We start from the raw sequence: 21155 nt of genomic DNA, 5'->3' as shown, positions 1-21155 counted from the left end.
TGTGCAAATGTTGCGTCAAATCAAACGCCCCCGTTGTGTTTGGCATCACAACCGATCCGCGCCGATCGGCGTGCTCAGGCCGTATCGGCAGTCAGCGGAGATAGAGATCGTCCAAGCCGACCAAGGCGATATCGCTCGCCCGGGCCGCTGCGCGCTCGAGCGCCGGCATGAAACCCGCCGCGCTGTAACAGATCAGCCGAGTTTCGGAGGTGTCGTACCGACTGGAGAGTAGTTGCCGGATACGGCGAAGCCGGTCCAGATGCCCCATGCCCACGACGTCGTTCCACTTCGCCTCGCCGATCGCGAGCAGCGATTCGGTACCCTCGCGCCCTTCGCCGAACACGACCACGTCGACTTCATGTGTAGCCCGATCGGCGGGGTCGTTCACGACTCCGGAGCCGACCCTGCCGGGATAACCTCCGAAGGTCTCGGGCGGTGCGTAACCGGCGATCCAGTCGCGGCAGATCTGTTCGAAATGCGGGCCCAGCACATTGCTGTCGAATCTGCTACGCCGACGGCGCCACAACCTGTCGGTATCGCGGCCCCGCTCCCACTGTGCCCACTCGGGACGCAGGATGGTCTGATAGAAGGTGACCAATGGTTCGCTGATTCGATAGAGGATTCGGTTGCCGCGGAACAGATCCGGCTCCCGGCGCAGGAGTCCGCAGTCTTCCAGAACGGCGAGCGGGTGAGCGATATCGCTGGCCTTACGGCCTACATACGATGCGATCCCACCGCTGGTCGAATTGCCATGTGCCACAGCCGAAAGCACCGAATGATAGAGGCCGGGATCGCGTAGTCCGGGCTCCTCGCTGAGCAGATACCGAGCCTCGCGGAACAGCGGGCTGGACGGATTCAACACCGTTCGCCGAACCCAGTCGTCGAAGTCTTCCGGCCCGGAGGGGGCATCGTCCTCGACGAATTCCCGGCGGTAGGCGGGGGTGCCGCCGACGATCGCGTGCACGCGCACCGCCAATCGCGGATCCTCGATTCCCCAGAACTCGGCCGCGAGCCGATAGTCGAGAGTGGGCACGACGAGTTCCAATCCGGCTCGCCCGCGCAGTGGTGCGTCGCCGGAAAGCAAGGAGCCCATGAATGACAACGCCGAGCCGCACAACAGCAATCGACCTCGCGAACGCAGGCGTTCGGGTCGGCGGGGCGCCAGCGCGGCTTGCACGATCGAGGGAAGCGCTGGAGCGGCCTTGGCGAGGTAGGGAAACTCGTCGATGACCACGGGCACCTCGCGGTCGACGGTCACCGCGAGTAGTCCATCCACCGCTTGACGCCAATCCTCGAAGGTCACCGGCAGATCGGAACCGGAATAGTCTGCGACCGCGCCGGAGAAGTAACGGAGCGACTCGGCCTCGGTCGCTTGATCTGCCGCGAAGTAGAAGCCGCCGGTGGCCTCGCACAACGCCTCGAGCAGGAAGGATTTGCCCTGTCGCCGACGTCCCGAGACCACCCCGAGAGTCGCGTGCGGTTGTCCACTCGTGACGAATCGGGTCAGCGCCTCCCATTCGCGCGTTCGGTCGAACATGTCCGAGGGCTTCGCGATCGCCATCCAAACCTCCGAGGTTTAACTATGGTTAAACTAACTATAGTTAAACCTGCCGCGGCAAGCGGATCCGCTACCGAAGCGTGGCGCGCCGGCCCGGCTCGTATGACGCGATCGATCTAGCCGTTGTCGAGGGTGCCGTTGCGGAGGTCGGTGGTGAAGGCGTCCCATTCGGTGGGGGTGAAGACGAGGGCGGGGCCGGTGGGGTTTTTGGAGTCGCGGACTCCGACGTGTCCGGTGGGGAGGAACGCGGTCTCCACGCAGTCCTTACCGCCACCGCTGCGGCTCGACTTGAACCACTTGGCTCCGGTCAGATCGACGTTCACGATCGAACTCCCTTGCTGTGTTCCTCAGAAAACGCTTGCTGTCCGCAATGTCAAGCGCCGCTTGCTCGATGATGCTGTACGCCTGACGATACCGCCCCACATCCTTTGGGCGCTCGAGGTACAGATCGCCTGCGTACGATTCGATATAGACGACCGTCGGCGACAGTTCACGGCCCTTCAAATCGGTTCCGAAGTCGAGGATGGCGAAGGGGCCGGTCGGCAGTCCGGCCGGGAATCCGGCTTCGTACGTCAGAACCTTGACGGTCACATTTCCCGGTAGATTTGCCAGGTGGTGGCATTGTGCCGCCATCGTCCGCGGGTCTCCCACAACGGTTCGCACCGCAGACTCATGGATTATCAGATCAACCGAGATGGGGCTTACTTTCCTGGTGAGCAACGCTTGACGTTTGGTCTTCAGTTCGATTCGCCGCGCCAACTCGCCAGGATCGATCTGAGGGTAGTAGCGCTGATCGACAGCACGCGCATACTCCTTCGTTTGGAAAAGGCCGGAAGGCATGTCGGGCCTGAAAATGGAAAGCCGTTTAGCCGACGACTCCAATCCCACGTACAGGTCGAAGTTCCCCGAAATAACGTCATCGAATGCCTGCCACCAGCTTTTGCCGGTGCTTTGTTTCGCCAGGCCGACGAGGCCGGCAATGACCTCGGGATCGTCGATGTCGTAGATGCCGCACAGCGCCTCCACATCGAGCACTCGGATGGCTGGGGACTTTCCGGCTTCGAGTCGAGACAGTTTGCTCGCCGACCATTGCATAAGCGGCGCAACGTCTTCCAACCGCAGGCCCACGCCCAGGCGGGCCTCCTTGAGATACCTGCCCAATTGCCGCCGGGGCAGGGTGGTCGAGCTGTCCTCACCAATGTTCGTCACGGATTCCTCGTTTGCATCGTGAGCGGTCGCCGTTTGCACGAGGAAAGAAGTCGGCTACCCCCGTGCGAGCCGCTCTGGGCCGTCGCAGAACCTTCGTTGCATATGCATGGCGCTATTGTCCCGCCGGCTCAGTCGGTGGTCTTCTTGAGCCACCCCGATGGCCGGGAAACTCGAATCGGCAAGTCGCACAACCGTTGCCCCCGGATGCGACTACAACCGCGATGGTACCGACGAGACATTACCGCGTAGCACCGACGCCGCAAGGTGGTGGCCGAAAAATGGCCCCGGCCATCGGGAGTACCAGCAGTCGCGTGTCCGCTGGTGCCCCGACGACGTCCGGAGGTGTTCTCCCGTGCACGGTTTGCGACCGATCATCCACAGCGCCCTGCCGACCATGACCACCGCGCTCGCTCACCGCATCATGCAGGACCATCTCGACTGCCCGATCACGGTGTGCGCCCGCAAGTTACAGGCCAAGCTGTGGCTCGTCGCGACGGGCGCCATGCACCCCGCCGACCGCCCGCACTTCGGAATCTGAGCGGCCATGACCAACCCGGTCTTCCACGGCCCGCTCGCCAACCCGATCTCCCCCGAGCGGATGCACCGCGAGATCCATGCCGACCGCCACGCGGCCTGCACCCCGCAAACCTGCGACATGCTCGGCAGCTGCCGCAACATCCTCACCACCCTCGGCCACGACCCCGACGCCGCGACCACCGCCCAATGCACCGCCTGCCACACCGGGCCCACCATGAAAACGCCTCGCTCGCAGGACGTCTCGACGCCACCGTCCCACTCCCCACCGAGTGCCGCGAGCGAGTCTGAGGTGCCTGCGGGGTCCCCTCCCGACCCCGCAGGCCACCGCAACGCCCCACCACCGCAACGCGTCACTACGCGGCAACGCTCCGCGACGCCCCCGACCGCAACGCCGCCAACGCAATATCCGGCCACCGCAAGGTCCGCCAAGGAAGGGCCCGCGCGCGATATCACGCGACAAGGAGCGACATATGACACCGACTCTGCCGCAACGCATTCCACGAACTTCCCCCGCCCCGACGATCCAAGGCGACCCCCACTGGTACGCGGTAATCGCCCAAGCCCTACGCGCCACCCCCGCCACCAGCTTCCCCTGCCTGAACGACCTGATACCCCGCCACAACCCAACGTCCGAACCAGACCGACCCCGCCAGTCCCCGAGGTGAACTAATCGTGCAAACCTCCACGAAAATGCGCGAAAACTGCAAATCCGAGCGAGGTTTGCACGATCAGTACACGCGCCGCCCCTTCGAGAACGCCCACCGGAACGGCTTGCACGCACTTGCGGGCCTACCGCCCCCCTAGACGCCCGGATGGTCGAGCGCCGACTTGCGGCATCGAGCGGCTGGCACGGCAACTCGCGCTTCTTGCGTAGTTGCTTCTGTGCCCTGCAACATATCTCGGCGTCGGCTTCGGCCCGCCGAACCCGGCGTGAGTATGCCCGACATCGCTTGGGAGGAGCGCTGTCATGACCGTCGATACCGTCCCGTCGGAATAGATGCACCAGCGAATCACGGCAGCGGAATACGATTCCTGGCCCGAAGAGCGTTGTGCGAGTACCGAAATTGCGGTGGGCATCGCCGTGGCGCGTCCCAGCGCGTCCAAGCGGCACAACCGGCTGGCCCGCGTTCTGGCCAACGCGCTGGATGCCGCGTCGGGCCCGGAGTGGAACGCCGATACGGACTTCGACGTCCGCCTACAGGACGTTCCGCTCACCAACCGCCGTCCAGATGTCGTGGTGTACCGCGCGGACACGATCGACATCACGCCTACCCGCCCTGAACACGTCCTGCTGGTCGTGGAGGTTGTTTCGCCCGGGTCCGAGACGACCGATCGGATCGTGAAGGTCGACCAGTACGCCAAGGCGGGTATCGCCTTCTACTGGCGAGTCGAACAGGCCGCGACCGGCGTCCCGCTGATCTACACCTACATCCTCGACCCGGCAACGAGGGCATATCGGACCGGCGAGATGTACACGGGCATTATCAAGGCGACGGCACCTTTCACCGTCGACATCGATCTCAGCGATATCTGACGACCCCGCGACGACGACGGCCCCGGTCGCGATCGGTGATCACAACCGGGGCCGGTCGAACGAGGCGAATTACGCGGAGGCGGTGATGAATTCGGCCGCCTTCTCACCGATCATGTAGCACGGGGCGTTGGTGTTGCCGCCGGTGATGCTCGGCATGATCGAGGCGTCGGCCACGCGCAGGCCCTCGATGCCGCGCACCCGCAGCTGCGGGTCGACGACGGCGCGCTCGTCCACACCCATCCGGCAGGTGCCGACCGGGTGGTAGACCGAGTGGATCCGCATCGGCAGCTCGCGGCGCAGCGCGGTCTCGTCCTGGAACGCGGGGCCGGGGGAGAACTCCTCGGTGATATCGCCCGCGATCGCCTTGTTCGCCGCCGCCTCGCGGATCATGCCGATGGCCTCGACCAGGAAGTCCATATCGGCCGGATCCGAGAGGTAGCCCGGGTCGATCAGCGGCGAGGTGAGCGGATCGGTGGAGGCCAGGCGCAGTTCGCCGCGGCTCTTCGGGTAGATCAGGGTCGGGAAGATCGTCAGCGCTTCCCGCTTGTCCACCATGTGCAGCTTGTCCTCGTCCTGGTTGGGCGTCGGGTAGCTCCACGGCAGGGTGTGGATCTGCATATCCGGGATGTCCTTGGCCATCGAGGTCCGCACGAAGCCCACGGATTCGAAGACCGTGCGCCCGAACCACGAGCTGCCGGGGCTGCGCAGTTCCTTGAGGAAACCGGCCGCGAAATGTGACGGAATGCCGCGGTGCAGCGCCTTCTTCGAGATGAAGGTCATCGGGACGAACAGGTGGTCGTGCAGGTTCTGGCCGACCGGCAGATCCGCGTTGACCTCGATGCCGAGGTCGCGCAGGTGCCCGGCGGGGCCGACTCCGGACAGCATCAGGATGTGCGCGGAACCCATCACGCCACCGGAGACCACGACCTCCTTCTCGGCGCGGATGATCCGGCGGCCCTTCTTCTCGATGACCTCGACGCCGATGGCGCGGCCCTTCTCGATCACCACGCGCGCCACGTGCGCCTTGGTGACGACCTTCAGATTCGGATTGGGGCGGTTGGTGATGAAGCCGCGCGAGGAGCTGAAGCGCAGGCCGTCCTTCACGCTCTGCTGGAAGATACTGATGCCCTCTTGGGACTCGCCGTTGTAGTCCTCGATGACCGGGACACCGAAGGTTTCGGCCGCGGCCTCCATCCACTCCTTGGCGATCGGGGTGAGGTCCTTCTGCCGGGTCACCTCGATGGGACCGCCGGAGCCGCGCAGGTCGCTGGCGCCGTCCTCCCAGTTCTCCAGGCGCTTGTAGGCCGGCAGCACGTCCTCGTAGCTCCAGCCCTCACAGCCTTCGGCGGCCCAGGAATCGAAGTTGGCCTTGTTGCCGCGCACGAAGAGCATGCCGTTGACCGAACTCGAACCGCCCAGCACCTTGCCGCGCGTCATCGGCACCCGGCGCTCGGCGGCGTGCTTCTGCGGAATCGAGTACTGCGACCAGGTGACCTGGTGCTTGAGCTGCGGAACGGTGTGAACCGTGGTGATCATGCCGGGGACCGTGACCAACTTGGTGTTGTCCTTGCGGCCGGCCTCGAGCAGGATGACGCTGGCGCCCTGCTCGGCGAGCCGACTAGCGACAGTGGCACCGGAGCTGCCCGCGCCGATGACGATGTAATCGGCTGCGCTGGTGTCGGTCATGTTCGGTTACCTCATCTTCGAAGTGGTAGCGGCTGATCGCGGCAGCGCTCGGCGCGGGAGCGTGCCTCAGCTCACTGTAGAACAAGTTCTAATAATGGTGAAGATGCGCAGTGGGGAAAAATCATGCGCGGGACGCGGTCCGGGAGCGACTTCCTGGCTATGACCTGGGATGTTGTCCACGTCACACTATAGAACAGGTTGCAGTTAGTTCGCCTGTGCGCGGGCGCTGCGGCGGGATGCGTCGACCCTCGGCACACCTTCCGCGGACGGGTCCGGCGACGGAAGTCGCGCTCGCACCCGCCGAGATTCCACCTATCATTTCGACTGTGACCGATATTCGTGACATTCCCGTCCAGACGCTCGCCGGCGAACCCGCGACCCTGGCCGAACTCGCCGGTGACAAGGCCCTGCTCGTGGTCAACGTCGCCTCGAAATGCGGTCTGACACCGCAATACACCGGATTGGTGGCGCTGCAGCAGGCCTACGGCTCGCGCGGATTCAGTGTCGTCGGCGTGCCGTGCAACCAGTTCATGGGGCAGGAACCGGGCACCGCCGAGGAGATCCAGCAGTTCTGCTCGACCACCTACGGCGTGGATTTCCCGCTGCTGGCCAAGGTCGACGTCAACGGTGACGACCGCCATCCGCTGTATCGCGAACTCGTGCAGACCGCCGATGCCGAAGGCGACGCCGGCGATATTCAGTGGAATTTCGAGAAATTCCTCGTCGATCGCGACGGTAAGGTGGTCGGCCGTTTCCGCCCGCGCACCGAACCGCAGGATCCGAATGTGGTCGCCGCCATCGAAGCGGTATTGCCGTAATTTCCGGAATGCCCCGGGAATTGCGCGATCAGTCCCGCAGGACCTGCAGGGCCGATTTTTCCAGTCGATCGGCGATTTCGGCGTACGAGGCGTAACCCACGCCGGCGCGCACCAGGGCGCCGGCGTAAAGCAATTCCAGCGTTTCCACCACATCGGGATCGGCATCGGGGCCCAGGGCGTCCAGCAGGCGCCGCCGGATCTCGGTCCCGATGCGGGTGCGCAGATGGGCGACGTCGGGGTCGGTGCCCAGCAGTGCGCTGGTCACCGCGCCCGCCAGCGCGGGTTCGTCGGCGACCAGCATGGCGATCTGCCGCAACACCGCGACCACCCGGGTGATCCGGTCGATGCCGGCCTCGGGCTCCGGCGGCGCGTCGGCCGCCAGCCGCCGCCAGAAGACCTCGGCGACCAGGTGTTCCTTGGAGGAGAAATAGGTGTAGGCGGTGGCCGTACCCACTCCGGCGGCCGCGGCCACCATGCGCACGGTGAGGCCCGCGAAGCCTTCGCGCGACAGCACCTCCAGCGCGGCCTTGGTCAGCCGGTCGACGGTATCGGCCTGCTTCTCGGTGAGGCGGCGGCGAGTTGCCTCCATATTCACCGGTGTAGGCTCGGTGGAAATGGGATCGGACACGTGTCTGGATGCTACTGTAGTGAAGCTTCGAAAGCAACTCGCATACCCGTAGCCGGAGCGGATACAGTCGCAAATCACACAATATCGCATCCGCTCGCAAAGTATCGAGAGATGATTTCCGAAAGGTGTTCTTCTGATGACTCGTGCCGATTCGATAATTCCCGCGGAATCCGATATTTCCGCGGATACTCGGCGATTGTTCGAGCTGGCCGAGCAGGCGACGGGATTCATGCCGATCGAGGAGGGGCGCGCGCTCTACGAGGCCGCGCGGCGTTACGCGGGCGACGGAATAATCGTGGAAATCGGCACCTACTGCGGCAAGTCGGCGATATATCTCGGCGCGGCGGCCCGAGACACCGGCGCCACCGTCTACACCATCGACCATCATCACGGGTCCGAGGAACACCAGCCCGGCTGGGAGTATCACGACACCTCGCTGGTCGACCCCGAAACCGGCCGCTTCGACACCGTGACCACGTTCCGCCGCACCATGGTGCGCGCGGAATTGACCGATACCGTGATCGGCGTGGTGGGCCCCTCGGCAACCGTGGCGAAGCATTGGCGCAGCCCGATCCGGCTGCTGTTCATCGACGGCGGACATACCGAGGCAGCGGCCCAGCGCGACTACGACGGCTGGGCGCACTGGGTGGCGGCCGGTGGCGTGCTGGCCATCCACGACGTCTTCCCGGATCCGGCCGACGGCGGGCAGGCCCCGTACCACATCTATCGAAAGGCGTTGGACAGCGGCAATTTCCGCGAGGTCGCGGCCATCGGATCGCTGCGGTTGCTCGAGCGTGGCACGGGGTGCGGTGGTAAGGGCTGAAACGGCCGAAGCGGAAGCGATGAGGTCGCGGCCGGCTCAGCTGGGCGAGCGCACGCAGTCGCAGGTGAGGCCGGTCGCGATATCCGCACTGGGCGCCAGGTCGCGGAAGATGCCGTTGCCGCCGGTGGTGCGGGTCAGCGCGTCGGCGGCCAGCACCGCCGCCGCACCGGTCCAGGTGGTGCGCTCCTCCGGCCAGCGCTTACCGTCGGCGAAAACCAGTCCGGTCCAATAGGATCCGTCGTCCTCGCGCAGGTGCTGGATACTCGCCAGCAGGCGCAGCGCGCGATCGGAATCACCGAGGGTGTCCAGTGCCAGTGCCAGTTCACAGGTTTCGGCGCCGGTCACCCACGGCCGGTCGGAGACGCAGCGAATACCGATCTCGCCGACCACGAAATCGCTCCAGCGCGAGGCGATCCGGGCATGTCCGGCCTCTCCGCGCAGCGCCCCGCCCAGCACCGGGTAGTACCAGTCCATCGAATACCGGTCCTTCTCGGCGAAGGATTCCGGATGATGCCGCAGGGCGTGGCCGAGGCGCAGGGCCGCGACCTCCCATTCCGGCTGGGCGAGGCCGATCAGTTCCGCGATCGCCAGCCCGCAGCCGATGCTGTGGAACATACTCGAGCAGCCGGTCAGCAACGCCTCGGGCAGGATGCCCTGTTCGGTCTGCAGCCAATAGATTTCGCCGTTGCGGCCCTGCTGCAACGAGATGACGTAGTCGATCGCGGCGCGCACGGTCGGCCACATCGTGTCCACGAAGCGGCGGTCACCGGTGCAGCGGTAGTAGTGCCAGACGCCGGTGGCGATGTAGGCGCAGAAATTGGTGTCGGTGTCGGCGGTCTCGACGACGTCGCCGCGGAACTGCGACGGCCAGGAGCCGTCCGCGCGCTGGGTGTCCGCCGACCAGGCATAGGCGGCGCGCGCGGCATCGAGCAGCCCCGCCACCGTCAGCGCCATCGCCGACTCGACATGGTCCCAGGGATCGGTGTGCCCGCCCCGGAACCACGGGATGGCGCCGTCGCTGTGCTGTTGTGCGGCAATGGATTCCGCGGTGGCCAGGCATTGCCGGGCGGTGAGGACGCCGGGAATCGAGGGCAGCTCAGCGGCGCGCACCGGACACCGCCGGCTTGGTGAAGTACAGGGCGACGCTCTTGCCGATCACCGGGTCCAGGGCCGATTCGGCGACACGGGTCAGCCACGGCCGTTTCATCATGTCCCACACCAGCATCCGGTGATACAGCTGCACCGGCCGGGCGTCGGGCTTGTCCACCCCGACCAGGCATTTCAGCCACCAGTAGGGAGCGTGCAGCGCGTGTGCGTGTTCGCTGTGGATGAAGCGCATCCCGCGCGCGGTGACCTTGCCGCGCAGTTCGTCGGCGCGGTAGATGCGCACATGCCCACCCTCGTTGGCGTGGTATTCGTCCGAGAGCAGCCAGCAGATCCGCTCGGGCAGCCAGCGTGGCACCGTGATCGCCAGGGCCCCACCGGGTTTGAGGATGCGTACCAGTTCGGCGATGGCGCCGTCGTCGGCCGGAATGTGCTCGAGGATCTCCGAGGCGATGACGACGTCGAATTCGCCGTCCTCGAACGGCATGGCCAGCGCGTCGCCCTGGACCGTCTCGGCCTGCGCGTAGTCGGGAGCCTCGTCGGCCTCGGCCAGCGCACCGAACATGACCTTCACATCGGCGAGGTCGTCGGCGTTCTGATCGAAGGCGACGATATCGGCGCCGCGCCGATACGCCTCGAAGGAATGGCGACCCTGCCCACATCCCACATCGATGACTCGCAGGCCCGGACCGATCCCCAAGCGGTCGAAATCGACGGTCAGCATACGGTCGCCTCCTGTGTATCGGCGGTCAGATCGGTGCCCTGGCGGCGGGCGATGGCGCGTTCGTACACCGAAACGGTTTGGGCTGCCACGGCTTCCCAGCTGAAGACGGTGAGTGCGCGGTGGCGCCCGGCGGCGCCGAGGTCGTCGATGCGACGCGGATTGTCGAGCAGTTTCCCGAGGACGCCGGTCAGTTCGTCCACATTGCCCGGCTCGACCAGTTCGGCACAGTCGGCCGCCACCTCCGGCAGCGCGCCGGCCCGGCTGGCGACCAGGGCGGTGCCACTGGCCAGCGCCTCCACGGCGGGCAGCGAAAAGCCCTCGTACATGGACGGAATGCAGGAGATCTGCGCCGAGGCCAGCAGTTCGGCCAATGCCTCGTCGGACAGGCCGCTCGAGACCGTGACGATATCGGAGATGCCCAGTTCGGCGATCAGCTTCTCGGTGGGGCCGTTCGATTCCAGCTTGGCCACCAACTGCAATTCGACGTCGTGGGTGAGCCGCAGCCGGGCGAGCGCCTGCAGCAGGTGGGAGATGCCCTTGAGCGGTTTGTCGGCACTCGCCACGGCCACGATCCGGCCCGGCACGCGGCGCTCACGCGGCCGGAACAGTTCGGTGTCGACGCCGAGCGGGACCACCCGCAACTGGGAGGCGTCGACGCCGAAGTCGTCGGCGATATCCGCTGCCGAGGTCGAGGAGACGGTGATCAGATCCGGAATCAGCCGCGCGACGCGCTGCTGCATGCCGAGGAATCCGTACCAGCGGTGGACGAACGCCTTGCGCCGCCACGGCGCGGCCGCCAGATCGACGGCCCGGTCGCGGGTGATCGGGTGGTGGATGGTGGCCACCAGCGGCACCCGCCGGGCGATGTCGAGCAGTCCCGAACCCAGGCACTGGTTGTCGTGCACGACATCGAAATCCGCTGCGCGCGAACGCAACAGCCGCGCCGCGCGCAGGCTGAACGTGCGCGGCTCGGGGAATCCGGCGGTCCACATCGTGCCCAGTTCCAGCAGGTCGATACGGTCGCGGATCTCCCCGGGCCGCGGCGTGCGGAACGGATCGGAATCGCGGTACAGATCCAGGCTGGGCACCTCGGTCAGCTTCACCCGGGGATCGAGCAGTTCCGGGTACGGCTGACCGGAGAAGACCTCGACCTCATGGCCGAGTTCGGCCAGGCCGTGGCTCAACTTCCGGACATACACCCCCTGCCCGCCACAGTGGGTCTTGCTGCGGTAGGACAGCAGGGCGATACGCACGTCTTCGGCTCACTTCCTGTTCGGGCGCCAGGTCGCGTGGTGGTTCAGGCGCTCGCGCGCCGGGGTGTTCAGGCGCTCGCGCGCCGTGGTGTTCAGGCGCTCGCGCGCAGCGGCGCGAGCTTGCCGGCCAGGCGGTCGAGATAGGCCAGCACCTCGGCTTCGGACTTGTCCGGCAGTCCGTACAGTACGTCGGTCACCCCGGCGGCGCTCCATTCGGTGAGCCGCTGCGTGTCGGGTTTGCCGTCGAGTGCGACCACCCGCGGGGTGTCCTCGCGACCGGCTTCCTGCCACACCTTGGTCAGCAGTCGCAGGCGTTCCAGCAGCGTGTGGGTCTCGTACGGGGTGGTGATCCAGCCGTCGGCCGACCGCGCGATCCAGCGGAAACCCTGTTCGGTGCCCGCGGTGCCGATCAGCACCGGCACCTTGGGCTGCACCGGCTTCGGCCACGCCCAGCTGGGACCGAACTTCACGAAGTCGCCGTCGTAGCTCGCCTCCTCCTCGGTCCACAGCGCTCGCATCGCCTCGAGGTATTCGCGCAGCACCGTGCGGCGCTTGTTGCCCGGCACGCCGTGGTCGGCGAGTTCGTCGGTGTTCCAGCCGAATCCGGCGCCGACACTGACCCGGCCGCCGGACAGATGGTCCAGGGTGGCGATCGTCTTGGCCAGCGTGATGGGGTCGTGTTCGGTGGGAAGTGCCACGGCCGTGGACAATTCGATGCGTTCGGTGACCGCCGCCGCGGTGGCGAGCGCGACCCACGGGTCCAGGGTGCGCATGTACCGGTCGTCGGGCAGGCTCTCGTCGCCGGTCAGCGGATGCGCCGCCTCCCGTTTGATCGGGATGTGGGTGTGCTCCGGCACGAAGAACGACTCGAAGCCGCGCTCCTCGGCGGCCTTTGCCGCGACCGCCGGCCGGATGCCGCGGTCGCTGGTGAACAGGACGATGCCGAAACGCATGGTGTTCCTTTCGGTTCGGTCGGGCATCAGCTCGATGCCGGACCGTCGTTGGCGGCGGCGCGGCCCGCGCGGCGACCGTAGAAGCTGCCGTCGCCGAGGGAGGTGCCGCTGGCATAGCCACCCGCGCAGACGCCGGAAGTGCAGCGGCCCGCTGCGTACAGGCCGGGGATCGGCTCGCCCGTGACGTGGATGACCCGGGAGTCCAGATCGGTGCGCAGACCGCCGAGGGTGAATCCGGCGGTAAAGTTGCGCATATCGAACCCGGCCACCGGCGTGCCGATCGGCTTCACCCACTCCGGCTTCTTGCCGAGCAGCGGATCCGCGCCGGATTCGGCGTGCCGGTTGTAGACCTCGACGGTGGCCTGCAGCGAACCCGCGGGCAGGCCCATATCGCTTTCGAGTTCCTCGACCGTCTCCGCCGCCCAGGTGGGGGGCTGGCGGAAGAAGGGGGTGCTGGACTCGGTCTTCAGCGCCTCCTCGAGCGCGGCCTCGTCGATGATCAGGTAGGCCTGGTTGTCCTGCTGGATCAGCGTGGCCTGGCCGATCCGGCCCGGATAGGTGTCCTCGGCGATGTAGCGCTGCCCCCGGCCGTTGACCAGGATGCCGCGCACCATCATCTGCGGATCACCGAAGAAGGCGACCTCGGTGGCGTCCATATGCGCCAATTCGGCGCCGAGCGCCTGGGCGACCCGGATGCCGATGCCGTCGTGTTCCTCGATCGCGGCGGCGGGGCGGCCGATCAGTCGCGGCGCGTAGCCCTCGATCATCCGCTGCTCGTAGGCGAAGCTGCCGGTGGCCAGCACCACGCCGCGCCGGGCGCGAACTGTGATCTCCTTGCCGTAGCGCTTGGCCACCACGCCCACGACGCGATTGTCGTCCGCGACCACGAGCCGCTGGATCCGGATGTCGTATTCGGCTCGCACACCGAGGGATTCGGCGGTGTCGGTGAGCGGCTTCATCAGCATGTAGCCGCCGCCCTGCTCGCCGATGCGCTTGTTCTGCATCTGCGGCAGATGCCCGCGTGGGGCCGGGGTGGCGATGTCCTTGAACGGCGCGGCGTTCTCGCCGCCGGAATACATCAGGCCCTCGTCGTGCGGGGGTTCCCAGCCCGGCTCGCCCCAGAATTCCTCCTTGAACGGAACTCCCTGGGCGACAAGCCAGTTGAAGTGTTCGACGCTGCCCTGGCAGTAGTCGTGGATCTTGGCCTCGTCCACGCCGGGCCCGAGGGCGGCCAGCATGAACTTCTCCATGTTCTCCGGGGTGTCGTCGAAACCGAGCGCCTTCTGCAGCGGAGTGCCGCCACCCAGATAGATGAATCCACCCGACAGGGAGGCCGCACCGCCCCAGCCGCCGGTGCGCTCGAGCACCAGCACGTCGGCGCCGGCCCGGGCGGCCTCGATCGCCGCGGCGACGCCGGCGATGCCGTACCCCGCGATGACCACATCGGCCTCGTAGTCCCAGTCGGTGATATCGGCGGCGGGCTGTGGTCGCACACCCAGGGTGTCGGACATGGTGGGTTCGTTCCTCACTTCTCGGCGGACTTCTTTTCGGCAGCCTTCTTCTCGGCGGCCACGACTTTGCCGACGACGCTGTCGAGTTTGGTCCCGGCGGCCCAGCCGGTGTAGTGGCACAGGAAGATCGCGATTTCGCGCAGCTGTTCCTCGGTCAGTTCGCCGTTGCGCAGGGCCGCGCTGACCTGGATCTCGGTGACGTCGAGGTGTCCCTGCGCGGTCAGCGCGCCGAGCAGCAGCAGGCGACGATCACGCACGGACAGTTCCGGTCGGCTCCAGATATCGGCGAACAGATGATCCGCCGTCACGGCGAAATGTGCGCCGGGCCCGTCGGACATCTCCCAGCCGTAGACCTCGCCCATCTTGGCGACCCCGCGCGCGCGGCGCTGCTCGGGCGTGAGGCCGTCGGTTTCAGCGCTCATTGCTCTCCTCCGAAGTGTCGGTGCGCGCGGCCCGGGAAACATCGCCGGGCCCGACGCCGAGCCCGTCGCCGAGTCCGCTCAAAGCCATTCGGGCGAAGGGCAATTCGACGCCGAGCCGCTCGCCCAGGGCCAGGGCCAGCGACAGATCCTTCTCGCCGAGGTCGCGGGTGTGGGTGAAGATCGAATGCCAGAAGTCGTCCGCGGCGATCGGCGCGGTGGTGTCGCGCAGCATGATGGCGCCCGCGCCGCCGGTGATGGCATCGGAATGCCGGACCACCTTGCCGAGGTCGACGATGTTCAGCCCGGCCGCCTCGGCCAGTCGCTGGGCTTCCGCGGTGGCCGTGAACGAGACGAAATGCAGCAGATTGCGGGCCAGTTTCATCCGGGTACCGGCGCCGACCTCGCCCGCGTGCACCACCAGTTCGGCCCAGTAGCCGAACGGTTCGCGCACCTTCTCGAACGCGGCGTCGCTGCCGCCCACCATGACCGCGAGCGATCCCTTCTTCGCCCCCGCACCACCACCGCTGACCGGGGCGTCGACGAAGTCCACCTCGTGTTCGGCGCAGACGCCGCCGAGTTCGACCGCGGTCCGGTCGCTGATGGTCGAATGCACGGCGATCACCGTGCCGGGGCGCGCGGTGCTCAGCAGTCCGTCCGGACCGGTCACCACGGATCGGACCTGCGCGTCGTTGAGAACGACCACCGAGATCACCTCGGCGCGCTCGGCGACCTCGGCCGCCGTCTTCGCCGGCTCGGCGCCGCCGTCGACGAACGGCTGCACGGCCTCCGCCCGGGTGTCGCAGACGATGAGGCCGCCGGCGCGGTTCAGCAGCCGCTCGGCCATCGGCGCACCCATATTGCCGAGGCCGATGAAACCCGCGGCGCCGGTGCTGTCGTTCGTGGACCCGCTCATGGGTACCTTTCGGAGCTGTCTGGACACGTGTACGGAACTATAGGTTCGACTCTGATCTTGGCGCAAGAACTTGTTTCAATTCCGCGACTGTGCCGAGGGTACGGAATCGGCGCCGACCACGGCGTGGGCGGTCCACGGCACCCTGGTCGAACGTCCGCTTCTCGGTGGCAAAAGTGGTCGATCCATTGTCGGCCCCCGCTTGCGGTGGTACCGTCCAGACACATGTCCAGCGATGTGTCTTTCGCGCCTGTCCGCGAGGGATATCCCGGCCTGAACTCGTTCTCGAAAACGGGCTGACGGACCACGACGTTCGCGGTCGCCGCAGCCCGGTGACCGCCCGGATCAGGCCACGCCGGAGATCGGCGCCGGCCCTCGACACAGAATGTGAAGGAAGCTGCGATGTCCGGTTTTTCCCGGGACGAACTCGACGAGATGGTCCGCCGCTGGGTGGTCGAGAACGAACGCTGCGAGGCGGCGGGCGACTGGCGGCCGCTGGCCGACATGTACACCGAGGACGCCACCTACGGCTGGAACTACGGCCCGACCCAGGAATTCATGGCGGTGGGCCGCGAGGAGATCCGCGAACTCGCGCTGGGTCAGGAGATGGACGGGCTCGAGGGCTGGACCTACCCGTACCAGGAATTCGTCGTCGACGAGCGCAGCGGCAACGTGATCGGACTGTGGAAGCAGGTCAACGAGAACACCCGCCCCGACGGCCGCCACTACAGCCCGGAGGGCATCGGCGGCAGCTGGTTCCGCTACGGCGGCGACTTCCAATGGTCCTGGCAGCGTGACTTTTTCGACTTCGGCAACGTCTCCGCGCTGTTCGTGGAGATGATCACCGCGAACGCGCTCTCGGAGGGTATGCAGAAGCGGATCGCACGCTCGGGCGCCGGGCCGCTGCCGGGCTGGTACAAGATCGGCGAGTCGCCGGTCCCGCTGTGGTGAGCTCCATGAGCGCGAGTCGCTTCGCCGCGCTGAGCCGCGAGCAGCTGGCGGCCCTGGTGCCCGAACTGCTGCTGTGCGGGCATCTCATCGATCGCTCGGGGATGGCGCATTCGATCGGCGCCTTCGGGCGCGACGGGATGGCCGAGGTGGCGATCGAGGAATGGCAGCTGGCCAGCCCGATCTACACCCGCCGGATGCGCGCGGCGCTCGACATCCCCGGCGACGGCGTTGTCACGATATTCAAAGGGCTGCAACTGGATATCGGCGCGCCGCCGCAGTTCATGGACTTCCGGTTCCGCGTCGACGACGACCACAACGGTGAGTTCTGGCTCGACCACTGCGGTGCGCTCGCCGACGTCGAGCCGATGGGTGAGGCCTACGTGGTGGCCATGTGCCACACCATCGAGGACCCCACCTTCGACGCGACCGCGCTGGCCACCAATCCGCACGCGCAGGTGCGCCCGATCCACCGGCCGCCCCGGCAGCCGGCCGATCGAGTTCCGGTGTGCGCGTGGACGGTTCGCATCGATCCCGCCAACGAACCGCCCGCGGTTCCGCGCAATGCGGCACGCATGGCCGAATTCGCCGCTGCCGACATCGAATTGGCGCCGATCGAAGCAGGAGGGCCGGGCCGGTCGGACTACCGCGGGCCGCTGCTCAGCGATATCGACTTCGCGAGTTTCTCGCATTCGGCGCTGGTCCGGATGGCGGACGAGGTGTGCCTGCAGCAGCATCTGCTGAACCTCGGATTCCTGATCGCGGTCGGCGAGCGCGCGGACGCGGAGACCACCGCCGCGATCGCGCGCAAACAGTTCACCGGCATCGCCGGGCTCACCTCCGAACGGCTGCGGGCGCTCCTCGGTCTCGGCACCGGCTTCGACGATCTGGCTCAGGTCCTGCGGCTGCATCCGGCGTGGAATCCCCTGCCCTACGTCGATATGCAGGTCGACGCCTATCACGATTCGGCGATCCTGCGCATCGCGCGCGACAGCCCGGGGGTACGCGACGGCGGTTGGCCGGCTGCGGTCGACGCCGAACATCTGGAGCCGCTGGCGGCCATGGTGCGCGGGGTGAACCCGCGGTTCGACGTGCATGCCCGCGAGGGTGACGAGCGTGAACTCGTCGTCGAGATCACCGCCGCGTCGACACCTTTCCGCGAGTCGCCGGAGGTGGCGATCACTCGGTTCAGCACCGGGGCGGACTTCCACTTCAGCCCCCGGCAGTCGCTGCCGCTGACGGTCGTCTGACCGCCCCAGTCCCGAACCGCCGCAATCGACGAGAGATCTCAGATATGCCGAACAATTTCGCCGACCTGTTCGAGCACGCCGTGGACGCCATGCCGGATCGGGTGGCGCTGATTCAGGGCGAGCGACAGGTCACCTATCAGGACCTGGAACTCCGCGCCAACCAGCTCGCCCACCACCTGGCCGCGGTCGGGCTGGGGGAGGGCAGCCACATCGGCTTCCAGATGCACAACAGCATCGAGACGATGGAAACCCTGATCGCCGCCTTCAAGATCCGGGCGGTCCCGATCAACATCAACTACCGCTACGGCGCGGACGAACTGCGCTACGTCTACGACAACGCCGATCTCGAGGCGGTGGTGCACCACCGCTGCTACGCGCAGGTCGTCGATCAGGTGCGTCCGCAGGTGACCACGCTGCGCCACGCCTTCGTCGTCGACGACGATCAGGGCGGCGACGGCCTCCCCAGTGAATCCACCGCCTACGCCGAAGCCTTCGAAAGCAGCTCCAGCGCACGAGATTTCGGTGAGCGCAGCGCCGACGACCTGTTCATGATGTACACCGGCGGCACCACCGGCATGCCCAAGGGCGTGATGTGGCGCCAGGAGGACATGTGGCGGGTGCTCGGCGGCGGCATCGACTTCTACACCAATGTGCCGGTGGCCGACGAGTTCGAACAGTCCCGGGTCGGTTCGCAGAACGACCCGCTGCGCTGGCTGATCCTGCCGCCGCTGATCCATGCCGCGGCGCTGATGCCGACGTTCACGGCGTTGTGGTCGGGCAACACCGTCGTCTACGAACCGCGCTTCGACGCCGACCGGGTCTGGCAGGTGGTCGCGGGGCAGCGGGCGAATATCGTCGTCATCACCGGCGACGCCATGGCGCGGCCGCTGCTCAACTCCTATCGGCAGTCGCCGGTGGACGCCTCCTCGATGGTCGCCCTGGCCTCCGGTGCGGCGCTGCTGTCACAGCCGGTCAAGAACGAGATGCTGGAGCTGTTTCCACATGCGGTGATCACCGATTCGATCGGATCCTCGGAAACCGGATTCGGCGGTATCGGAGTGGCGCAGAAGGACGACGACCCGTCCCGCGGGCCGCGCGTGCAGACCGGGCGCGGTGCGGTCGTGGTGAACGAGGAGGGCCGGGAGGTGGCCCCTGGCGAAGAGGGCTGGATGGCCAAGAAGGGGTCGGTCCCGCTCGGCTATTACAAGGACCAGACCAAATCCGACAAGTTGTTCAAGACCGTCGACGGCGTCCGCATGGTCATCACCGACGACCGCGCGCGGGTGGAGGCCGACGGCACCATCACCCTGATCGGCCGCGGCAACATGGTGATCAACACCGGCGGCGAAAAGGTCTTCGTCGAGGAGGTGGAGGCCGTCGTCAAGGCCCACGAGGGCGTCTACGACGTGGTGGTCATCGGAGTTCCGCACGAGCGCTGGGGCCATCAGGTCGCGGCGGTGGTCTCGATCGCCGGCGCCGATCCGCTGGATTTCGCCGACCTCGAGGCGCATGTCCGCAAACACCTCGCCGGATACAAACTGCCCCGCAGCATCTGGGTGGTCGACGCGGTCGGGCGCACGCCCAGCGGCAAACCGGACTACCGGTGGGCGAAAGCCCACGCCGAATCCCACCCGCCGGCCTACACCGTCGGCTCCTGAAACCTGTCGCGCCCCTGCGCCGGACGTCGCTGACGCGGCGTTCGGCGCAGCCGTGTCCGGGCGATCTCGGTGAATGGGATTTCCGGGCCGAGAGGGCCTGCCGAATCAGACTGGAACGTGTTCTACTTGGAGGATGACAGCGGTGCATTCCGTACTCGGTGAAAAAGTCAGGATGCCGGTCGAGATTCGCGACGCGGACGCCTGTGCGGCGACATTTCTCGTCGACGCGGCAGCGGCCCGCGAGCTCGTGGCGCCGACCGGACTCGAGCCACTCACGGTCGCCGGACGCGGGGTGTGCTCGCTGGTCTTCGTGCGCTATGTGGACGGCGACCTCGGTCCCTATCACGAATTCGGCCTCACCCTCATGGTGCGCGGCCGGGACAAGGACCTCGGTGTCTACATCCCGTGGCTGCCGGTGAACCAGACCTTCACCTGCGCCGCCGGCCGCGAGATCTGGGGTTTCCCCAAGGAGATCGCCGATATCCGGATCACGCCGGTGCGTCGCGGCAAGCGCTGCGAGGTGCGCATCGACGATCGCCTGGTGGTGGCGATGGAGGTCGGTGGCGGTGTGCCGTCACCGGGCGGCATGGGCGGCGCGTCGATCGCGGCCTACACCCATATGGACGGCATCCTGCGCCGCACCCCGTGGGTGATGAACCCGTCGCAGGTGCGAATGGGGCTGGGCGGCACCAGGATCGAGCTCGGTGATCATCCCGTCGCCGAACAGATGCGCGCCCTGGGGTTGCCCAAGCGCGCACTCTTCAGCAGCCGGATCGGACTGCTGCGCATGACTTTCGAAGACGCGGTGGAGGTTCGATGAGCAAGACGGCAGTGGTGACCGGTGCGGCCAGCGGCATGGGGCGCATGGCGGCCCAGCGGCTGGCGGCCGGAGGCTATCGGGTGGCCGCACTCGACATCAACGAGACCGGCCTGGCCGAAACCGCGCGACGCTCGCCGAATATGAGCACCTACACCTGCGATGTCGCCGACGAGCAGGCGGTGCGGGCGGTGGTCGACAAGGTTCGCTCCGACCTCGGCCCGATCGAGCACGTGGTGCACGCGGCCGCGCTCTGCCGGGTGGGATCGGCGCTGACGCACGATGTTTCGGATATGCGCCGGGTGATGGACATCAACTACGGCGGGACGATCAATATCTGCCAGGCCATCGTGCCGGAGATGAAGCAGGCCGGTCGCGGAACCCTGGTGCTGTTCGCCTCGGTGGCGGGCTGGCTGCCCTCGCCCGGCCTGGCCGCCTACTCGGCCTCCAAATTCGCCGTCGTCTGCTACCACGAGGCGCTGGCCCAGGAGTTGAACGGGACCGGGGTGCGGGTGATCTCGATCTGCCCGCCGATCGTGGAAACCCCTCTGCTGGACGGCATTCGGGCCGCCAACGAGGCAGTGGTCGCAGGCCAGAAGGGCATCACCCCCGACCGGGTGCTCGATGCCGCGGAGCGCGCGGTAGCCGACCCCAAGGCGCCGCTGTTCATCTTCCCCGGCCCCGCCAAGCCGCTGTGGCTGGCACGACGTTTCGCCCCGAACTTCCTGCGCAAGCAGGTCACTCGGATGGTGAAGCCCGAACTGTGACGGTGCTGAACTGATCGTGCAAACCTCGGCGCGACAACGAGTTTT

At 66.8% G+C, this 21155-nt stretch carries 21 protein-coding genes; 9 read left to right on the top strand and 12 right to left on the bottom strand.

Annotated features, from left to right (window positions below; genetic code table 11):
• Positions 1-91 precede the first annotated feature (91 nt).
• From IRT45_RS18195 to IRT45_RS18185, 3 genes are all read right to left on the bottom strand, one after another.
• Positions 92-1561, bottom strand: coding sequence for an ATP-binding protein (locus tag IRT45_RS18195; RefSeq protein ID WP_228534543.1), 1470 nt, complete (start codon positions 1559-1561; stop codon positions 92-94).
• Between the two features lie 113 nt (positions 1562-1674).
• Positions 1675-1881 (bottom strand): DUF397 domain-containing protein, encoded by a 207-nt coding sequence (locus IRT45_RS18190; RefSeq protein WP_194807045.1) that lies wholly within the window; start codon positions 1879-1881, stop codon positions 1675-1677.
• The gene (locus IRT45_RS18185; RefSeq protein ID WP_194807044.1) at positions 1823-2767 is read right to left on the bottom strand and encodes a helix-turn-helix transcriptional regulator; all 945 of its coding nucleotides are present in this window, start codon (positions 2765-2767) and stop codon (positions 1823-1825) included. Before IRT45_RS18185 ends, IRT45_RS18190 begins: the two co-directional genes overlap by 59 nt.
• 352 nt (positions 2768-3119) lie before the next feature.
• Between IRT45_RS18185 and IRT45_RS18180 the strand changes: the two genes are divergently transcribed.
• Together IRT45_RS18180 and IRT45_RS18175 are read left to right on the top strand one after the other, a co-directional pair.
• Positions 3120-3305 (top strand): hypothetical protein, encoded by a 186-nt coding sequence (locus IRT45_RS18180; protein WP_062994606.1) that lies wholly within the window; start codon positions 3120-3122, stop codon positions 3303-3305.
• 996 nt (positions 3306-4301) lie between these two features.
• Positions 4302-4838 (top strand): Uma2 family endonuclease, encoded by a 537-nt coding sequence (locus tag IRT45_RS18175; RefSeq protein ID WP_194807043.1) that lies wholly within the window; start codon positions 4302-4304, stop codon positions 4836-4838.
• 69 nt (positions 4839-4907) lie between these two features.
• Here the strand turns inward: IRT45_RS18175 and IRT45_RS18170 are convergent, their stop codons facing one another.
• Entirely contained in the window at positions 4908-6524 is a 1617-nt protein-coding gene (locus IRT45_RS18170) for a GMC family oxidoreductase (RefSeq protein ID WP_194807042.1), read from the bottom strand.
• Between the two features lie 326 nt (positions 6525-6850).
• Between IRT45_RS18170 and IRT45_RS18165 the strand changes: the two genes are divergently transcribed.
• Positions 6851-7342, top strand: a complete 492-nt coding sequence (locus IRT45_RS18165; protein WP_375540119.1) for a glutathione peroxidase — start codon at positions 6851-6853, stop codon at positions 7340-7342.
• A 28-nt stretch (positions 7343-7370) separates the two neighbouring features.
• Here IRT45_RS18165 and IRT45_RS18160 read toward each other — a convergent pair whose 3' ends face one another.
• Positions 7371-7937, bottom strand: coding sequence for a TetR family transcriptional regulator (locus IRT45_RS18160; RefSeq protein ID WP_194807079.1), 567 nt, complete (start codon positions 7935-7937; stop codon positions 7371-7373).
• A gap of 169 nt (positions 7938-8106) precedes the next feature.
• Here IRT45_RS18160 and IRT45_RS18155 point away from each other — a divergent pair, with 169 nt between their 5' ends.
• Positions 8107-8793, top strand: a complete 687-nt coding sequence (locus IRT45_RS18155; protein ID WP_194807041.1) for a class I SAM-dependent methyltransferase — start codon at positions 8107-8109, stop codon at positions 8791-8793.
• A 36-nt stretch (positions 8794-8829) separates the two neighbouring features.
• On the opposite strand, the gene IRT45_RS18150 is transcribed toward IRT45_RS18155, so the two are convergent.
• From IRT45_RS18150 to IRT45_RS18120, 7 genes are all read right to left on the bottom strand, one after another.
• Positions 8830-9903, bottom strand: coding sequence for a prenyltransferase (locus IRT45_RS18150; RefSeq protein WP_194807040.1), 1074 nt, complete (start codon positions 9901-9903; stop codon positions 8830-8832).
• Positions 9890-10621, bottom strand: coding sequence for a class I SAM-dependent methyltransferase (locus tag IRT45_RS18145; RefSeq protein ID WP_194807039.1), 732 nt, complete (start codon positions 10619-10621; stop codon positions 9890-9892). Before IRT45_RS18145 ends, IRT45_RS18150 begins: the two co-directional genes overlap by 14 nt.
• A complete protein-coding gene (locus IRT45_RS18140) occupies positions 10615-11874 on the bottom strand; it encodes a glycosyltransferase family 4 protein (protein ID WP_194807038.1) in 1260 nt (419 codons plus the stop codon). Before IRT45_RS18140 ends, IRT45_RS18145 begins: the two co-directional genes overlap by 7 nt.
• Positions 11875-11966: 92 nt before the next feature.
• Positions 11967-12827, bottom strand: a complete 861-nt coding sequence (locus IRT45_RS18135; RefSeq protein WP_194807037.1) for an LLM class F420-dependent oxidoreductase — start codon at positions 12825-12827, stop codon at positions 11967-11969.
• Between the two features lie 26 nt (positions 12828-12853).
• Positions 12854-14338, bottom strand: a complete 1485-nt coding sequence (locus IRT45_RS18130) for an FAD-dependent oxidoreductase (RefSeq protein ID WP_194807036.1) — start codon at positions 14336-14338, stop codon at positions 12854-12856.
• Between the two features lie 14 nt (positions 14339-14352).
• Positions 14353-14760, bottom strand: a complete 408-nt coding sequence (locus tag IRT45_RS18125; protein WP_194807035.1) for a carboxymuconolactone decarboxylase family protein — start codon at positions 14758-14760, stop codon at positions 14353-14355.
• Positions 14750-15673, bottom strand: coding sequence for an NAD(P)-dependent oxidoreductase (locus IRT45_RS18120; RefSeq protein WP_194807034.1), 924 nt, complete (start codon positions 15671-15673; stop codon positions 14750-14752). Before IRT45_RS18120 ends, IRT45_RS18125 begins: the two co-directional genes overlap by 11 nt.
• 399 nt (positions 15674-16072) lie before the next feature.
• Here IRT45_RS18120 and IRT45_RS18115 point away from each other — a divergent pair, with 399 nt between their 5' ends.
• From IRT45_RS18115 to IRT45_RS18095, 5 genes are all read left to right on the top strand, one after another.
• Positions 16073-16621, top strand: coding sequence for a nuclear transport factor 2 family protein (locus IRT45_RS18115; RefSeq protein ID WP_194807033.1), 549 nt, complete (start codon positions 16073-16075; stop codon positions 16619-16621).
• Positions 16622-16626: 5 nt separating this feature from the next.
• Positions 16627-17868, top strand: a complete 1242-nt coding sequence (locus tag IRT45_RS18110) for a hypothetical protein (protein WP_194807032.1) — start codon at positions 16627-16629, stop codon at positions 17866-17868.
• Positions 17869-17912: 44 nt separating this feature from the next.
• Positions 17913-19526 carry an acyl-CoA synthetase gene (locus IRT45_RS18105; protein ID WP_194807031.1) on the top strand — a complete coding sequence of 538 codons (1614 nt, stop codon included), beginning with the start codon at positions 17913-17915 and terminating at the stop codon, positions 19524-19526.
• Between the two features lie 133 nt (positions 19527-19659).
• A complete protein-coding gene (locus tag IRT45_RS18100) occupies positions 19660-20346 on the top strand; it encodes an acetoacetate decarboxylase family protein (protein WP_194807030.1) in 687 nt (228 codons plus the stop codon).
• Positions 20343-21110: an SDR family oxidoreductase gene (locus tag IRT45_RS18095; RefSeq protein ID WP_194807029.1), complete on the top strand. Its 768-nt coding sequence runs from the start codon at positions 20343-20345 to the stop codon at positions 21108-21110. The genes IRT45_RS18100 and IRT45_RS18095 overlap by 4 nt, the downstream gene beginning before the upstream one ends.
• Positions 21111-21155: the final 45 nt, after the last annotated feature.

The sequence above is a fragment of the Nocardia sp. BSTN01 genome (genome assembly GCF_015354405.1).
In the GTDB taxonomy this organism is placed as follows: Bacteria; Actinomycetota; Actinomycetes; order Mycobacteriales; family Mycobacteriaceae; genus Nocardia.
Note: the sequence above shows the minus strand (reverse complement) of the source record. Positions and strands in the feature narration are given on the sequence as shown.

Bases quoted from the DNA above. Each gene is read 5' to 3' on its own strand.
- IRT45_RS18195 (WP_228534543.1), bottom strand. From the start codon at position 1,561: ATGGCGATCGCGAAGCCCTCGGACATGTTCGACCGAACGCGCGAATGG.
- IRT45_RS18175 (WP_194807043.1), top strand. From the start codon at position 4,302: ATGCACCAGCGAATCACGGCAGCGGAATACGATTCCTGGCCCGAAGAG.
- IRT45_RS18170 (WP_194807042.1), bottom strand. From the start codon at position 6,524: ATGACCGACACCAGCGCAGCCGATTACATCGTCATCGGCGCGGGCAGC.
- IRT45_RS18155 (WP_194807041.1), top strand. From the start codon at position 8,107: ATGACTCGTGCCGATTCGATAATTCCCGCGGAATCCGATATTTCCGCG.
- IRT45_RS18145 (WP_194807039.1), bottom strand. From the start codon at position 10,621: ATGCTGACCGTCGATTTCGACCGCTTGGGGATCGGTCCGGGCCTGCGA.
- IRT45_RS18135 (WP_194807037.1), bottom strand. From the start codon at position 12,827: ATGCGTTTCGGCATCGTCCTGTTCACCAGCGACCGCGGCATCCGGCCG.
- IRT45_RS18130 (WP_194807036.1), bottom strand. From the start codon at position 14,338: ATGTCCGACACCCTGGGTGTGCGACCACAGCCCGCCGCCGATATCACC.
- IRT45_RS18125 (WP_194807035.1), bottom strand. From the start codon at position 14,760: ATGAGCGCTGAAACCGACGGCCTCACGCCCGAGCAGCGCCGCGCGCGC.
- IRT45_RS18120 (WP_194807034.1), bottom strand. From the start codon at position 15,673: ATGAGCGGGTCCACGAACGACAGCACCGGCGCCGCGGGTTTCATCGGC.
- IRT45_RS18115 (WP_194807033.1), top strand. From the start codon at position 16,073: ATGTCCGGTTTTTCCCGGGACGAACTCGACGAGATGGTCCGCCGCTGG.
- IRT45_RS18110 (WP_194807032.1), top strand. From the start codon at position 16,627: ATGAGCGCGAGTCGCTTCGCCGCGCTGAGCCGCGAGCAGCTGGCGGCC.
- IRT45_RS18105 (WP_194807031.1), top strand. From the start codon at position 17,913: ATGCCGAACAATTTCGCCGACCTGTTCGAGCACGCCGTGGACGCCATG.
- IRT45_RS18100 (WP_194807030.1), top strand. From the start codon at position 19,660: ATGACAGCGGTGCATTCCGTACTCGGTGAAAAAGTCAGGATGCCGGTC.
- IRT45_RS18095 (WP_194807029.1), top strand. From the start codon at position 20,343: ATGAGCAAGACGGCAGTGGTGACCGGTGCGGCCAGCGGCATGGGGCGC.